Source organism: Labrys sp. WJW, from assembly GCF_001676615.1.
Lineage (GTDB): Bacteria > Pseudomonadota > Alphaproteobacteria > Rhizobiales > Labraceae > Labrys > Labrys sedimenti.
Map to the genome: position 1 here is coordinate 1 of NZ_LYXZ01000038.1, position 14,874 is coordinate 14,874.

12 protein-coding genes and 2 pseudogenes are annotated in these 14,874 nt (G+C 62.7%); 5 read left to right on the forward strand and 9 right to left on the reverse strand.

Annotation, left to right across the window (positions count from 1 at the left end; genetic code table 11):
* From BA190_RS36690 to BA190_RS22040, 5 genes and pseudogenes are all read right to left on the reverse strand, one after another.
* Positions 1 to 195 (reverse strand): annotated as a pseudogene (locus BA190_RS36690) (hypothetical protein); the annotation flags it as partial.
* Positions 196 to 446: 251 nt separating this feature from the next.
* Entirely contained in the window at positions 447 to 1,865 is a 1,419-nt protein-coding gene (otsA, locus tag BA190_RS22025) for an alpha,alpha-trehalose-phosphate synthase (UDP-forming) (RefSeq protein WP_068292304.1), read from the reverse strand.
* 32 nt (positions 1,866 to 1,897) lie between these two features.
* Positions 1,898 to 2,689 (reverse strand): trehalose-phosphatase, encoded by a 792-nt coding sequence (otsB, locus tag BA190_RS22030; RefSeq protein WP_068292307.1) that lies wholly within the window; start codon positions 2,687 to 2,689, stop codon positions 1,898 to 1,900.
* A gap of 102 nt (positions 2,690 to 2,791) precedes the next feature.
* Positions 2,792 to 3,031, reverse strand: coding sequence for a hypothetical protein (locus BA190_RS22035; RefSeq protein ID WP_068292309.1), 240 nt, complete (start codon positions 3,029 to 3,031; stop codon positions 2,792 to 2,794).
* Positions 3,032 to 3,513: 482 nt separating this feature from the next.
* A complete protein-coding gene (locus BA190_RS22040; RefSeq protein ID WP_156771649.1) occupies positions 3,514 to 4,494 on the reverse strand; it encodes a LuxR C-terminal-related transcriptional regulator in 981 nt (326 codons plus the stop codon).
* Between the two features lie 159 nt (positions 4,495 to 4,653).
* On the opposite strand from BA190_RS22040, the gene BA190_RS22045 reads away from it, so the two are divergent.
* The 3 genes from BA190_RS22045 (at position 4,654) to BA190_RS22055 (ending at position 7,599) form a co-directional block, all read left to right on the forward strand.
* Positions 4,654 to 5,751 (forward strand): class II histone deacetylase, encoded by a 1,098-nt coding sequence (locus BA190_RS22045; RefSeq protein WP_068292312.1) that lies wholly within the window; start codon positions 4,654 to 4,656, stop codon positions 5,749 to 5,751.
* Positions 5,752 to 5,870: 119 nt separating this feature from the next.
* Positions 5,871 to 6,077: a hypothetical protein gene (locus tag BA190_RS22050; protein ID WP_068292315.1), complete on the forward strand. Its 207-nt coding sequence runs from the start codon at positions 5,871 to 5,873 to the stop codon at positions 6,075 to 6,077.
* Positions 6,078 to 6,081: 4 nt separating this feature from the next.
* On the forward strand, positions 6,082 to 7,599 hold the full coding sequence (locus BA190_RS22055) for a sodium:solute symporter (protein WP_082979958.1): 1,518 nt from the start codon (positions 6,082 to 6,084) through the stop codon (positions 7,597 to 7,599).
* Positions 7,600 to 7,643: 44 nt separating this feature from the next.
* On the opposite strand, the gene BA190_RS22060 is transcribed toward BA190_RS22055, so the two are convergent.
* Together BA190_RS22060 and BA190_RS22065 are read right to left on the reverse strand one after the other, a co-directional pair.
* A complete protein-coding gene (locus BA190_RS22060) occupies positions 7,644 to 8,330 on the reverse strand; it encodes a DUF1062 domain-containing protein (RefSeq protein ID WP_068292318.1) in 687 nt (228 codons plus the stop codon).
* 398 nt (positions 8,331 to 8,728) lie between these two features.
* Positions 8,729 to 10,078 carry an MFS transporter gene (locus BA190_RS22065; protein WP_068292321.1) on the reverse strand — a complete coding sequence of 450 codons (1,350 nt, stop codon included), beginning with the start codon at positions 10,076 to 10,078 and terminating at the stop codon, positions 8,729 to 8,731.
* Positions 10,079 to 10,455: 377 nt separating this feature from the next.
* On the opposite strand from BA190_RS22065, the gene BA190_RS22070 reads away from it, so the two are divergent.
* Positions 10,456 to 11,508 carry a LacI family DNA-binding transcriptional regulator gene (locus tag BA190_RS22070; RefSeq protein ID WP_068292325.1) on the forward strand — a complete coding sequence of 351 codons (1,053 nt, stop codon included), beginning with the start codon at positions 10,456 to 10,458 and terminating at the stop codon, positions 11,506 to 11,508.
* Positions 11,509 to 11,568: 60 nt separating this feature from the next.
* On the opposite strand, the gene BA190_RS22075 is transcribed toward BA190_RS22070, so the two are convergent.
* A complete protein-coding gene (locus BA190_RS22075; RefSeq protein ID WP_068292328.1) occupies positions 11,569 to 12,846 on the reverse strand; it encodes an L-fuconate dehydratase in 1,278 nt (425 codons plus the stop codon).
* A gap of 60 nt (positions 12,847 to 12,906) precedes the next feature.
* A pseudogene (locus BA190_RS22080) lies at positions 12,907 to 13,655 on the reverse strand (SDR family oxidoreductase).
* Positions 13,656 to 13,757: 102 nt separating this feature from the next.
* Between BA190_RS22080 and BA190_RS22085 the strand changes: the two are divergent.
* On the forward strand, positions 13,758 to 14,537 hold the full coding sequence (locus tag BA190_RS22085) for an IclR family transcriptional regulator (RefSeq protein WP_068292330.1): 780 nt from the start codon (positions 13,758 to 13,760) through the stop codon (positions 14,535 to 14,537).
* Positions 14,538 to 14,874 lie beyond the last annotated feature (337 nt).

A 14,874-nucleotide genomic window follows, 5' to 3' on the forward strand; every position in this document is an offset into this window, starting at 1 on the left:
CCCCGTATACCCACCGCCGATGACGGCGACATCGGCGGTGGCCGATCCATGGAGCGGTTCGGTTTGCGGCGCGCCGGGAGCGGTCTTTTCCCATAGGCCATGGGAGCGCAGGTCGTTCAGCACGATAGGGTCTCGCCAAGAGATACGGTTGTTGCGCAGATGCCCGATGCAGGCGCTCTCATTCGCCACAGGCATGAGACCTAGCCCTATCGCTTCCTTCTGCGCCCCGATATCCATGATTGGGCAAGAGGACATTCCGGTTTGGAATGACCGGAGTCGGCAATCCCACGATGTGGCAAGCCATCTGCCCGAGTGCCAAGTCTGCCGGCCGAAGGAGAGGGGGGCGCTGCCGCCCTCCTGATCCATGAGGTAAAGATAAGATATTAATTCCAATATCTTATCTAAATTTCTTGAAATATTTTAGGGTCCTTGCTTTCAAGTGATGGTCAGGCACTCGCCTTGGTCACGATCGGTGCCGCCTGCATCTCTTTGTCCTGAGTCAAATCCTCGAGGAAAGCGTCGCACCAGTGCGACACGTCATGCTCGAGCAGGAAGTTCATCATGTTCTGCCAGCGCTCGCGCCGCTCCTGCAGCGACATGCTCAAAGCGCGAGCGATTGCGTTAGCCGTCCCTTCGGTATCGTAGGGATTGACCAATATCGCGCCGTTGAGTTCGCGGGCAGCGCCGGCGAAGCGCGACAGCACGAGCACGCCCGGATTGTCGGGATCCTGGGCGGCGACGAATTCCTTGGCGACCAGGTTCATGCCATCGCGCAGCGGCGTGACCAGGCCAACCCTGGCGATGCGGTAGAGGCCCGCCAGGATGTGCCGGCCGACCGAACGGTTGACATAGCGGATGGGGACCCAGTCGAGCGTGCCCATGGCGCCGTTCACCCTGCCGGCCTCCTCGGCCACCATCTTCTGCATCGTCTCGTATTCAGGCACCTCCGACCGGGACTTCGGGGTGATCTGCAGATAGGTGACCTTGTTGTGATAGCCCGGATAGGCGCGCAGGAAGCGTTCGAAAGCGTCGATGCGCTGGGTCAGCCCCTTGGAATAATCCAGCCTGTCGACGCCGATGATGAGGTCTCGGCTTTCGACGCTCTGGCGCGCCTTGCGCACGGCCGTGTTGCCGATCGCAACCTGCGCCATCTGCGCGAAGGACTTGGTTTCGATGCCGATGCCATGCACGGCGGCCTTGAAATGCAGGCCGTGATATTCGAACTGGCCCGCCCCCAGGTTCCTGGCGATGCCTTCCCGAGCGAGATAGCCTGCGAAATTGTCGAGATCGTAGTCGGTCTGGAAGCCGATGAGATCGTAGTGAGACAGGCCGCGGATGATCTCCTCATGCATGGGCATGGCGGCGATCACATCCGAGGGAGGCCACGGAATGTGCAGGAAGAAGCCGATGGTGTTCTTGATGCCCATCTGCCGCAATTCAAAGGCGAGGGGGATCAGGTGATAGTCATGCACCCACAGGATATCGTCCGGCTGGATCAAGGGCGCCAGGCGATGGGCGAACAAGCGGTTGACGCGAAAATAACCCGCCATTTCCTTGCGACCATATTCGGCAAGGTCGAGGCGGTAGTGGCAAATCGGCCAGAGCACCCGATTAGCGAAGCCGTGATAATATTCCTCGACATCCGTCTCGGTCAGGTCGGTCAGCACATAGGAAATGTTGCCCTGCTGCTGGAACCGGGGGGGAGGGGGCTCGGCACCGGGGCTGGATTTCCCGGACCATCCGAACCAGATGCCACCACGCTCCTGCAAGGCAGCGTTCAGGGCAACCGCAAGGCCGCCGGCAGGGGCGTCTCCGTTGCGTGCGGGAACGGGAACTCGATTGGAAATGACGACAAGTCGACCCATGGGAACTTTCGAATATTGATGATTGAATCGAATTAAGCTGCGGTGCGAGCGATCAGGTCCCGCAGAGCTGCTGGCGATGATATGAACGCGCGAGCACGCGTTTGGGTCCCGGCCGACCCGACACGGATCGACTGACCGCCGAGGCTGTTGACGGTTTCGAACATCGCCTCGTCGGTGAGATCGTCGCCGATCGCGAGGGGAATCCTGCCTTTGAACGGCGCTTCCTGCAGGAAGGCCTCCAGCGCCTTGCCCTTGCTGGCACGCGCGGGGCGCAGTTCGACCACCATCTTGCCGTGCTGCAGCGTCCAGCCGGGAGCGATGGGCGCGAAGCGCGACATCAAGGCCTCGACATCGGGCTTGCGGTCGGTCGCCAAGCGGTAATGCACGCCAACCGCCGCGCCCTTGTCCTCGAACACGACGCCAGGCCACGCGCCGGCCTCGTCGGCGATGTCGCGCTTGAGCTGCTCGAAAGATGACGGGACGGAGAGGCTGTCCACGGCGCCGGACGCATCGCGCCGTTCGGCACCATGCAGCCCGGCAATGGGAAAAAGATGGGGGGCGAACAATTCGTCGGCGAGCACGATGTTCCGGCCGGTGACCAGCGCCATGGCGCCGCCGAGATGCCGTGACAGGGCGGCGAGGTCATCCGGCAGAGTCGGCGGGACGAAGATCGACAGCGGGGTCGCGGCAAGATCGATCAGCGTACCGTCGATATCCAGGAAAATCGCCCATTTATCGGGCTCAGATAGGGCTGACGCAAAGACCGTCTCACCAGCCGAGGGCGAATTGCCAGGGCTGTCCTGACTGTTTCTTTCCTCATACATGGCCCTTTAGGTAGGCGCGGAGTGCGGCCAGGGCAAGGAAAAAAGCCTGAGCGAGACGGAGAAGCGTGGGCAGGCCATGGTCGCTGGCGTGCGAAACCAGGCTCATTTCCGCCGTACGTAGCGCTCCAGCACAACCGCTGGCAGATATCCCTCATGCTGAACCTGGCTCCAGGGCATATGGCGGAAGGACTTGCCCTGAGGCCGAACGAAGCCGTCGAACAGGGCGCCGGCGCAATCGGGCCCGGTATTTGGATTGCCGATGGTTACCAAGGCCTTCGGGTCCTGTTCTCGCAGCAGATCGATGAGATCCGCCACAGTCATCGGTTCCGGCAAAACCGGCATTTTTTTCCCCTCTCCAACCCAGAATGTGCAAAGACACTCCAGGCGCCCCCTCGGAGGGTGTATTACAATACCTCCGAATATCGAGATGCAACTGCTCCGATACATGGCGTACCAAAAAGTCCGACGCAACTAGGATATCCTTCAGGCGCCTTGCCTGAAAGGGGAATCACAACGACAGAATTCTTCCCATCTTCTTGGCAAGAAAGGAGAAAGTGCCGTTTCATCAGCTCGGTGGATGGTGCTGCTGATACTCTTCTCAGAACAAGCCGGCCGCAGTTGCGTAGACAAGCCGGGTTTGATTATACCTCTTGTCCATCGAATCAGATTTTCGACCATATGGTCCAGACCTGAAAAGGCGCCGGTTCGCGTTAAGGCGGAGTGCTCGACTTGACCGCGCTACGATCGCTAGTCGGCACGAGTTCCGTCGCGGTATCTACCAATTCACCGGCAAGAATAGCCGCTATCGTACAATATGCCTGCGCTCAGCGCAGCACCGCGCTGGCAAGCTGCGCGCGCGAGCGGACGCCGAGCTTGTCATAGATGGCCTGGGTCTGGTTGCGGATGGTGGCAGGCGCGCTGCCCAGCATCTGTGCCGCCTGCTTGTGGGTTGCTCCGCCGGCGAGCAGATGCGCCACTTCGCGTTCGCGCGGAGAGAGGCGATCGAGCCTCGACAGCAACGAAAGTTCCAGCCTTAGGAGACTGGACTGCCGGCCCGCTTCACGATCCTTGCGGCAGTTCACCGCCACGCCCTCGTGCTCGAACAGATGGATGCCGGGGTGCAGCGCGACCTGGCGGAGCGGCCGGGGCAGGCGATCGCCGCTCCAGCCGGGCCAGATGGTCCTGAGGAAGCCTTGGGCTTGATCCAGGCCGAGATGGGCGAAGCCGGCCTCGTCGACCACAAGCGTCGCGCGCTCGCCTGGTCCAGATGCGATGCGCCGTTCGAAAGTGGCCTGCAGGGCCAGGAACAGGTGGTCGACCGCGCATTGCAGGAGCTGCAGGTCTTCCCCGTCCCAATGGGGATCGAGGCAGCGGGTGCGGTAGACCGAGACGAAGAAGGCGGTGGCAGCCCCCGGCCGATTATGCATGGCGGAGGCCCATTTGCGGATGCCGTAGCGTTCCGACAACTCGGCCATCTCGTCGGTCTGCCGAGGTTGCCCGCGGTCGTAGATGCAGACCCTGCCGCGATCCCGGCGCAGGGCGGTGGCAACGAGGTCCTGGCTGGCCATGGTCGACCAGAACGGGGCGAAGCCCTCCGGCAGACCGAGCGTGGAGGAAGCGGGCACTGTGGTGCGGTCGTCCAGGAAGCGGGCCCAGCCATACCAGGCGCAGTCGAAACCGAGGAGGGGGCGCAGCAGCTCGAGAGCATGGGCCGCCAGGTCGAGATCGGCGTCCCTGTCGGCGCGCCGGCCGGCCTGGTGAAGATCGACCACGAATTGCGAGAACATGGACAGTTTGGAGGTCACATGCGCCGGCCCGGATGGAGGGTTATGTTTTCGTCATACTAACCGTGGACGATGCTCGTCACAAGGTTGCTGCCCGCCGCCAATAGTGCATCTGCACCATTCTCCCCGCCATGGCATGCGCTAGCCTGCCTGAAAACATGCAGACGAGGGAGAATTGTGATGACCACGGGATGGGTGTGGCATGAGCGTTTCGGCTGGCACGACACCGGCACGGCGGCCGGCTTCCTGAAGGGCGAATTCATCCAGCCCCTGCAGCATGTCGAGTCGCCGGAATCCAAGGCGCGCTTCGCTTCCCTGGTGGAGGTTTCCGGCATCGCCAAGGCGCTGAAGCGCATCGAGATCACCAAGGCGAGCGACGAGGACATCCTGCGCATCCATACGAGCGAGCACCTCGACAGGATGAAGGCGCTCAGCGCCGACATCCGTGGTGGTGACATGGGTGACGGCGTCTCGCCCTTCGGTTTTGCCGGCGTGGACCTGGCCTGCCTTGCAGCCGGCGGCACCATCAGCGCATTGCGGGCCGTGGTTGAGGGCGAGGTCGCCAATGCCTATGCGCTGGTGCGTCCGCCCGGCCATCATGCCCGCCCGGAGAAGGGCATGGGCTTTTGCATGTTCGCCAATGTCGCGGTGGCGATCGCCCATGCGCGCGCCAGGCTCGGCATCGAACGCGTGGCGGTGGTCGACTGGGACGTGCATCACGGCAACGGCACCGAAGCCTGCTTCGAGGCCGATCCCGACATTCTCACCATCTCGCTGCACCAGGACGGCAATTTCCCACCTGATACCGGCAAGGTCGGTGATCGCGGCGTCGGTGCCGGCAAGGGCTCGGCCATCAACATTCCTCTGCCCGCCGGCTCGGGTGAGGGGGCCTATCTCGATGCCTTCGACCGGGTGGTGCTGCCGGCGATCGCCCGTTTCAAGCCCGACGTGATCATGGTGGCAAGCGGGTTCGATTCATCCAATGCCGACCCGCTCGGCCGCATGATGCTGGTCTCCGGTTCCTATCGCCAGATGACCCGACGCCTGATGGATCTCGCCGCTTCGATCTGCGGCGGGCGCTTGGTGATCAGCCATGAGGGCGGCTATTCGCCCTTCTATGTCCCGTTCTGCGGCCTTGCCGTGGTGGAGACTCTCAGCGGCGTCGAGACGGGGGTCGAGGATCCTTACCAGGCGTTCTGGAAGGACCTGCCCGGACAGGAACTGCAGCCGCACCAGAAAGCCTTGGTCGACGCGGTGGTCGGAGCCTGCGGCCTGTAACCCCTGTGGCACCGATCTGACGAACAAAAAGAATGGCGCGTGACGGGGCTCTGTGCAGGGGCACGGCGACGCGCCACCCACCCCCACCCAGCAGGAGAATGTCGAGATGGGAGGACGAAATGGAGAGGCAAGCGACTGACTTTGGCCGCACCCGCCGCCTTTTGCTGTGGCTCAACCTGATCATCATGTTGTTTCCGCCGATCCATCTGGCGATGGCGCGCGGCAGCATCGGCATGGCGATGCTCTTCTTCATGGGCAGCGGCCTGTTCCTGGTCGTCAGCCTGACCTATCTGCACCGGGCGAGCCCGGATCGGGAAGAGGAGTAGGGCCATGGATTTCCTGATCGGCTACGGGCTGCTGGCCCTGTTCTTCATTGGTGTCGTCGTGGTGCTGGAGCGCACCCGCCAGCAGGGCCGCGACTTCACCGACTATGCGGTGGCGGGCCGCTCCTTCGGCTCGTGGTTCCAGACCATGGCCTTCCTCAACACCTGGCTGCCAGGGACGATCTTCATCGCCTTCGCCGGGCTTTCCGCATCCGCCGGAGTGATCGGCTACTACGTGATTTCCTATTCGCTGCTGGCCGTATTGTTCATGTTCATGATGGCGCAGCGCGTGTTCGACTGGGGCAAGGCCTTCAACCTGCGCACCCAGGCCGATTTCGTTGGCATGCGCTACAATTCCACCAGCGTGCGCGTGATCGCCGCCGTGATCGGCGTGATCTCGGCTTTTCCCTGGCTGGTGCTGGCCTTCCAGTCGCTCGGCCTCGTCTTCTCCTATCTGTCCTTTGGCGCTGTCACGCCGACGACGGCGGTTTTCATCGGCATCGCGGTGCTGGCCGTCCGGCAGATCTGGACGGTGCGGCTCGGCATGCGTGGCATCGTGATCTCGGACATGATCCAGGGCGTATTCGCCTACGGCGTCGGCGGGCTGGTGGCGCTCGGCCTGATCGTCTGGCTGATGTCGCAGGGGCTGGGCTTCGCGGGCTTGCCGGAGAGCTTCGCCAGCTTGCCGGGCCTGAACAGCGAGCTTGGCCCGCTCTATTATTTCTCGCTGGTCTTCACCGGAGCGATGGGCTCGTGGTGCTGGCCCGATATCTTCGTGCGCCTGTTCACGGCCAGGAGCGCCCAGGCGGTGCGCAACTCCGCCCTTAAGGCCGCGCCGTTCATGTTCGTGTTCCTCGCCATCATGCTGACGATGAGCATGCTGGCCTCCCAGCTGCCGGAGGTGGCGAAAGCCCCGGACAATGTCTGGTTCCTGACGGCCGGGCATGGCGGGCCGTTCGTGCTGGCGCTGGCGGGCGTCGCCGTGTTCGCCGCCACGGTCGGCAATGTGAACGCCATCACGGCGGCCGTCGGCACCCATACCGCCCAGGACATCATTCATGTCGGTGGTGCCGACGAGGCGACCAACACCCGCACCGCGCGCATCACGATCATCCTCGCGACCCTGCTGGCGGTGGCCGGGGCGGTGGCGACCGCCAATGTCACGGCCGGCCTGCTCACTCTGGCGCTCGCCTCCTATCAGGGCATCGTCCAGCTCGCCCCGGCGCTCTATCTCGGCATCTTCTGGCGCCGGGGCAATGCGGCGGGCGCCGCCTGCGGCATGATCGCCGGTTTTGCAGTGGCCGTGATGCTGCAGTTCCTCTATCCCGTCGCCATTCCAGCCTTGGCCGGGATGACCTCGGGCGTGGTCGGCCTGATCGTCAACACGCTCGTCTATGTCGCACTGTCCTATGCCCTGCCGCAGGACGAGGCCGAGCGCCGGCGCATTGCCCGGCTGTTCGACGGCGTGGCAGAAGATTCGGCTGATGAGCTGCCCGTCGGGCAGACCCAGGCGCGGCCCATCTGATCCAACCGTGGTACCCCGCGCCATCTCTTCCTGGTGCGGGGACCTTATCGCGGCGCTCGTTCAAGGCTCCCGGCGGGCGGTGAGCAGGGGATCCTTGAGGGCCCTGATCCACCTGCGGCAGCGTTGCCGATCATGGCGCGGTTCGCCTCATCCCCAAGATCGAGCCTGACGCAGGTCCCGTCCGTCACCCGCCTGCGCAACGCCTCGGGATGGCTGTGGTCCAGACGAAGTCGGCCTTGGCGGTGGTTCGATTGCAGCCGTGTTCGTGACAGATTGAGTTCACGTGCCAACAGTCGATCGAGGCGGATCCCGACCGGGAGATCGACGACGAGTTCGACAAGCAGGATCGACCAGTCATCGGCTCGCTCGAGCACCTGCCTGTCGATGTCGATCTCGGTCGATTCCTCAATATGGAAGGCATGCGATCGCAAGGCCGTGAGATCGAAGGCCTGGCGACGGATCCAGGCAGATTCGTTTGCCTGCAAGGCGGCGAGAACGTCCGGTGGGATGTCCTGTACCGGCCGACGCTCGAACAGCGGTCTGTTCCAGGTCTTGTCGCAAACCGTACATTTATAGATGAGCCAGGCATCGAGCCGGCGGCCATTGGCGTTGAGCCTTGCCTTGCCGCTGCTACGGAACGGGCGGGCGATGCCGCATCCGGCGCAGGCCAGCCAGGGTTGTGGCGGGATTTGAGGCGTAATGGTCCAACGGACCTTGAGGAGATTGCACATACCGTCTCGGTCTTCCGTGAGGAAGTCCACCGGGACGGCGATCGGAGCGGCCCGTGAACGGGCGCGGCATGGCGATGTCTGCTGGGAAAGGAGTTGGGGCAGCGGTCAGTGCGCAGGGCACATTCGGACAAGCCAGACCGGTCTCGGACCACCACCCAGTGAACATGATCATCCGCCGGGCTGCCGGCTGGCTGCCCAAGTGGATGGGATGGAAAGGAAGAGACCGGTATTTACTTAGGCAAGATCGAACCTCGGCGCCCCAACGCTTGTCGATGACGTGCGTAATCGACCGGAAGCTTTCTGGCAATCTGGCAGTGATGAAAGGGCAAAAAGAAACCGCCGCACCATCCGAAGATGTGCGGCGGCTGCCCGACGTCGATTGCCGGCAAGTCCGCTGGTCAGCGCTCCGTGCCTGCGGGCAGGGGGAGCGGCTCGGCCTTGCCGACGATGAAGGCATAGGAGAACGCGCCCAGCACGGCAAAGCCGGCGGCCAAGGCAAAAGCCGGCGTGTAGTCACCGTGGAACATGTCGAGCAGGAAGCCGAACATGAAGGGGCTGATGATGCCGGCAATGTTGGAGGCGAAGTTCTGGATGCCGCCGATCGAGGCGACATGGCGCGAACTGGGCGCCACGTCGGCGGGCAGGGACCAGATCCCGGTCGCGGCGATCGCCAGGCTAGAATAGGAAATCGCCAGGAAGAACAGCGCCAGATAGATGGAGGAGGCGAAGGCGGCGGGCAGGATGGCAGCCCCGCCCAGCAGGCCGCCGACCATCACCACCTTGCGCACCTTGGTGACGTTGGCTCCACGACGGATCAGGCTATCGGCATAGGCGCCGGCAATCCAGGCGGTTACCACCGCGGCAAGGCCGGGCAACATGCCGAGCGTGCCGAGTTCCTTCAGATTGAGGCCGCGGGCATTCTTCAGATAGTCGGGAAACCAGGTCAGGAAGAAGTAGATCACGAAGTTGAGGCAGAAAAAGCCCAGCATCATGCCCCAGACCGTGCGGTAGCCGAACAACTGCGACCAACGGATCTTGGTGGCCTCGCTGTCGTCATTGGCCTCGGTACGGCCGCCATTGTCGGCGATGTACTGGCGCTCCAGGTCGTTGGCATCGCTGTGGTCGACCGGATCGCGATAATACCAGTACCAGACGAGCGCCCAGACGATGCCCAACGCGCCGAGGATTACGAAGGAATAATGCCAGGTAGCCACCAGGAGGAGGCTTGTGACGATGGGCAGCGAAAGCACGGTACCGACCCGAGAGCCTGAATCGATCACCGCGGTGGAGAAGGCACGCTCGCCCACGGGGAACCAGCGCGAGGCTGCCTTGGTGGCTGCCGGATAGGCCGGCGCCTCGCCGGCACCCAGCATGAAGCGGAAGCCGAAGAACCCCCAGAAGCCGCGGGCGAGGGGGGTGAGCGCCGTGAAGATCGACCACCAGATTGCCGCGATGGTGAAGGCCCGGCGCGAGCCCACCTTGTCGGTGAACCAGCCGGCGATCAGCATCATGCCGTCATAGGCCCAGAAGAAGGCGCCGAGGATGAGGCCCTTCTCGGTGTTGGTGAGATTGAGGCCAAGATCGGCATCGATATAGGGCAGCGCCACGCTCATATTCGCGCGGTCGAGATAGTTGATGACCAGGCCGGCGAAACACAGGGCCAGGATGATATAGCGGGTCCGAGAGGCACCAGGAGGTGCCTTCTGGCTACCGGCCCGGGCAGGCGAGCTGGCGGGTGTCGTATGCATGATCGGGGTCCTCCTCCCGTGAGCGTTTGTTGGTGGCGTTCGTCACGACCTTTCTGAGTGGCCGCAATTCATTCCGAGGGCGGTTCGCATAGGCGGCGAGCCGCGAGCAGGACCCAAGTCCTGGAGATGGAATCAAGCACGATCCGCCGGCCTGCCTGATGAAGAAGGGCGGGGGTATCTAGACGAGTGTTGAAAGGTGATCATGCTTCACGGCGCGTACAAACCGCCGACCGGCATCGAAGAGGCCCGCAACCAGCGTATATGCCGGCTTTGCCACATTTTCCTCCCGTCCCAACTTTGGTCGAAACCTTTAATGATTGCGCAATCATTTTGCAAGTTCTATCTTTATGATGGGAAACGCCATCGGGGCCCTTAATATGAAAAAACCCAAGAAACGTCTAGGTAAGAAACGCATAACATTGGTCGAGATTGCCGAGGTCGCGGGAGTTAGCGCTATCACGGTGTCGCGTGCTCTTCGCAATCCTCAATCCGTTTCTCATGAGCTCAGGCAACGCATCCAGCAAATCGTCGACGATATCGGATATGTGCCCGATCCCGCGGCAAGCGCGCTCGCCTCGGCCCGGACAAACGTCATAGGCGTGCTCATTCCTTCGGTGACCAACAATGTGTTCGCGGAGGTGATGCGCGGGATCTATGCCGAGGCAGAGACCACCACCTTTCGAGTGCAGCTGGGCAATACGCGCTATTCCCTGATCGAGGAGGAGAGATTGCTGCGCGTCTTCCTCAGTCAGCGTCCGGCGGGCCTGGTCGTGGCAGGCATCGATCAGTCGGAGGCAGCCCGTACCCAGCTCCTGCAGGCCGACTGCCCGATCGTCCAGATCATGGAGGTCGGCCATGATCCCGTTGATATGATGGTCGGCTTTTCGCATCATCGCGCCGCATTCGCTGCCACGAGGCATCTGGTCGAGCGCGGCTATCGGCGGATCGCTTTTCTGGGCGCGCGCATGGATCCGCGCACGCAGAGGCGCCTCCAGGGCTTTGTCCAGGCGCTGGACGAAGCCGATATATTCGATGAAAAGCTCATCGTCACGACGCCCCGGGCCTCCACCGTGTCGCTGGGCTGCGAGTTGATGTCCGAATTGCTGGCGCGCGCACCCGACGCCGACGCCGTGTTCTGCAACAATGACGACCTTGCGGTCGGCGTTCTCTTCGAGGCCCAGCGCCGCCGCCTTGCCGTCCCTCAGCAATTCGGCATTTGCGGCTTCAACGACCTTGAAATCATGGCAGTGGCCAATCCCGGCCTCACCAGTGTCAGGACCCATCGTGAAGAGATGGGCAGAAAGGCCATGAGAATGCTGATTGACAGGATCGGTGGAAAGCATGTCGAACCGCGGTTGATCGATCTGGGTTATGAACTGGTCGCGCGCGAGAGCACGGCCCGCAACAGGGGCGTGCCAACTCCTGCCTGAGGGCTCGATCGGCGGCTGAGCTCTTGGCCAAATAGGCTCGTGGAGCCAGCCGCTACTGCGTCAGCCGGCAAAGCGATAGTGCTGCAGGGATGCCGGTTTCATCTCGATCGAAAAGCCCGCGGCGAGGGGGGGCATATAGGCGGCGTTGCGGACGACGCAAGGCTCCTTGAAATGCTCATGCAGATGGTCGACATATTCGATCACCCGGCCTTCGCGCGTGCCCGACACGCAGACGAAATCGATCATCGACAGGTGCTGAACATATTCGCACAGGCCGACGCCGCCGGCGTGCGGGCAAACGGGGAGATCGTACTTGGCGGCCATCAGCAGGATCGCCAGGATCTCGTTGACCCCGCCCAGGCGGCAGGCGTCGATCTGCACCACGTCGATAGCGCCGCGCATGATGAACTGCTTGAACAAAATGCGGTTCTGGCACATCTCGCCGGTGGCGACCTTGACGGGTGCAACGCCCGTCCGGATCTTGCGGTGGCCCTCGACGTCATCAGGGCTGGTCGGTTCCTCGATGAACCAGGGCCTGGCGAAGGCGAGTTGCCGCACGCTGTCGATCGCCTGGTCGACTTCCCAGACCTGATTGGCGTCGATCATCAGCTGGCGATCCGGGCCAATCACTTCGCGGGCGATGCGCAGGCGGCTGATGTCATGCTCGATGTCACGGCCGACCTTGAGCTTGACGTGATTGAAGCCGGCATCGACGGCTTCCTGGCACAGCCGCCGCAGCTTGTCGTCGTCATAGCCAAGCCAGCCGGCCGAGGTGGTGTAGCAGGGGTAGCCTTCGCGCTCGAGGACGGCGATGCGCTCGGCCTTTCCGGTTTCCTTGTCGCGCAGCAAGGCGAGAGCCTCGTCCGGAGTGATGCAGTCGGTCAGGTAGCGAAAATCGATGGCGCGCACGAATTCCTCGGGCGACATGTCGGCGACCAGGCGCCAGACCGGCTTGCCGGCCATCTTGGCAATCAGATCCCAGACCGCATTGACCACCGCGCCCGTGGCCAGGTGAATGGCGCCCTTGTCCGGGCCGATCCAGCGCAGCTGGCTGTCCGAGGTGACGTGCCGCCAGAAGGCGCCGAGATCCGCGCGGACGTCTTCCAGGGACAACCCGACGACCAGATGGCGCATGGCCTTGATCGCAGCGCAGCAGATCTCGTTGCCGCGGCCGATGGTGAAGGTCAGCCCGTGCCCTTCGAGGCCTGGCCGGTCGGTCTTCAGGATGACATAGGCAGCCGAATAATCGGGATCGGGATTCATCGCATCCGACCCGTCGAGCTGCTGAGAGGTCGGGAAGCGCAGGTCGATCACTTCGATGTCGACGATCTCGGTCATTGCGTGTCCTCCGGTCGGATGATGGTCGCTACTGCAGGTCTCGACTGTCGTCGATTTCGCTCAGATCGTCACGCCGCCATCCACCAGCACGGCCTGGCCGGTGACGAAGCGGGATTCATCCGAGAGCAGGAAGACCACCATCGGCGCGATGTCGTCGACATTGGCGAGCCGGCCCATCGGCTGACGGGCGATGAAGTCTTTCTCGGCCTGGATCGGATCGGCAGAGGCTGCGATCCGTCCCGTAGCGAAGGCGTGTCGACCGTACCGGGGCAGATGGCATTGCAGCGCAGACCTTGCCGGACATGGTCGGCGGCGAGGGCCTTGGTCAGGCCGATGACGGCGGCCTTCGAAGCGCCATAGGCCAGCCGATTCGGGAAGCCCTTCACCGAGGAGGCCATCGAGGCCATGTTGAGAATGGCACTCGAGCCCGTCTCGCCCGCGCCGTGCAGAAGGCCCGGCAGCAGGGCCTTGATCAGGCGGAACATGCTCTTGACGTTGAGATCGAAGCTGAAGTCCCAATCCTCGTCGCTACATTCGGAGATGCTGCCATTGTGGACGAAGCCGGCGCAGTTGAAGAGGCCATCGAGACTGGGCACGGACCGGCCCAATTCGGCGATCGCGGCGGGATCGAGCACGTCAAGCGGGCGCATTTCGATACGGCCATCCGCCGCAGCGAGGGTTGCGAGCGCCTGCTCGTTGAGATCGGTGGCGATGACACGGGCTCCCTCGGCGGCGCAGGCGAGGGCCGAAGCGCGGCCGATGCCTTGCCCGGCAGCCGTGATCAGGATGCGTTTGCCGTCCAGACGCATGAGGCGATCTCCCGTTGAGTTCATGTCGCTGCGTGCAGCCTGTTGTTGACGGACCAAATATGAATAATATATTCATATGTCAACAAAAGAGAAGGAAACGCTTTGCCAAGGCCGCCGAGAGAGCAGGAGGAGGGTACAAGCCGGGAGGCTCTCTACCGGGCACCGGCGCTGGATAAGGGTCTGGACATCCTGGAGCTGCTGGCCAGCCGCCCCGACGCATTGACGCGAGCGGAAATCGTCAAGGAGCTCGGCCGCGGCGCCAGCGAAATCTACCGCATGCTCGAACGACTGGTGGCACGCGGCTATGTTTATCGCTCGGCCGAAGGCGACCGCTTCGCCCTGAGTATGAAGCTATTCGTGCTGGCACAACATCATCCGCCCATACGCCGGCTGACCTCGCGGGCCTTGCCCCTGATGGATCGGTTCGCCGAGGAATCCGGCCAGTCCTGTCATCTCGTCATGCGGGAACGCGACGAAGCCGTGGTGGTGGCCCACGCGGCGGCGTCCTCGGACTGGGTCTTCACCGTGCGCGTGGGCACGCCGATCGATCTGTTGACCACCGGTTCGGGCCAGCTTCTGCTGGCTTTTCAGGATCCGCTGGCCAGGGCGGAATTGCTGGTCCGGTGGAAGGGGAGCGAGAAGGCGGCTATATATGCACAGCTCGAGGCGCAGCTTTCTGCCTATCGCAAAGCTGCGTGCCGCATCGCCGAAAGCCAACAGATCTTCGGCGTCAATGATATCAGCGTGCCCATCCTGTCGGCCGAAAGACACGCCCTGGCAGTGCTCACTTGTCCGCATATCCGCCGAACGACCTCGGAGCAACTCGATGTCGAGCGCACACTCGTTCTGCTGCAACGGATGGCTGAAGCCCTCAGTTTATAGTGAAATTTTAAAAAAATTATGTAATATTCTGTAAAACAACATATTTATTAAAGTCTGTATGCTAGGTGCGGGTCGATATTCCGAGCAAGGTATCCATTCGCTGATGCTTTGTGGCGAGCCTGGCTCACTTGGCACGCTCCCTGCAGCCGATGCGGCCGACAGAGCGTGTGGACGCCGACAAATCGTTGAGGCTTCAATTTGGAACCGGCCCGGTTTGCAGGATCCGGGGCCCGTTGCCGGTCAGTGAGGTCGCGCAATGGGTCGACACATAGTCTCGCGAACCGCCGATACCGCGTCCAACGCCTGGCGTGAATCGATCCCGATCGATTTGATCTGA

Excerpts from the sequence above, each read along its gene's own strand:
- otsA (WP_068292304.1), bottom strand. The coding sequence starts at position 1,865 with ATGGGTCGACTTGTCGTCATTTCCAATCGAGTTCCCGTTCCCGCACGC.
- otsB (WP_068292307.1), bottom strand. The coding sequence starts at position 2,689 with ATGTATGAGGAAAGAAACAGTCAGGACAGCCCTGGCAATTCGCCCTCG.
- BA190_RS22035 (WP_068292309.1), bottom strand. The coding sequence starts at position 3,031 with ATGCCGGTTTTGCCGGAACCGATGACTGTGGCGGATCTCATCGATCTG.
- BA190_RS22045 (WP_068292312.1), top strand. The coding sequence starts at position 4,654 with ATGACCACGGGATGGGTGTGGCATGAGCGTTTCGGCTGGCACGACACC.
- BA190_RS22050 (WP_068292315.1), top strand. The coding sequence starts at position 5,871 with ATGGAGAGGCAAGCGACTGACTTTGGCCGCACCCGCCGCCTTTTGCTG.
- BA190_RS22055 (WP_082979958.1), top strand. The coding sequence starts at position 6,082 with ATGGATTTCCTGATCGGCTACGGGCTGCTGGCCCTGTTCTTCATTGGT.
- BA190_RS22060 (WP_068292318.1), bottom strand. The coding sequence starts at position 8,330 with ATGTGCAATCTCCTCAAGGTCCGTTGGACCATTACGCCTCAAATCCCG.
- BA190_RS22065 (WP_068292321.1), bottom strand. The coding sequence starts at position 10,078 with ATGCATACGACACCCGCCAGCTCGCCTGCCCGGGCCGGTAGCCAGAAG.
- BA190_RS22070 (WP_068292325.1), top strand. The coding sequence starts at position 10,456 with ATGAAAAAACCCAAGAAACGTCTAGGTAAGAAACGCATAACATTGGTC.
- BA190_RS22075 (WP_068292328.1), bottom strand. The coding sequence starts at position 12,846 with ATGACCGAGATCGTCGACATCGAAGTGATCGACCTGCGCTTCCCGACC.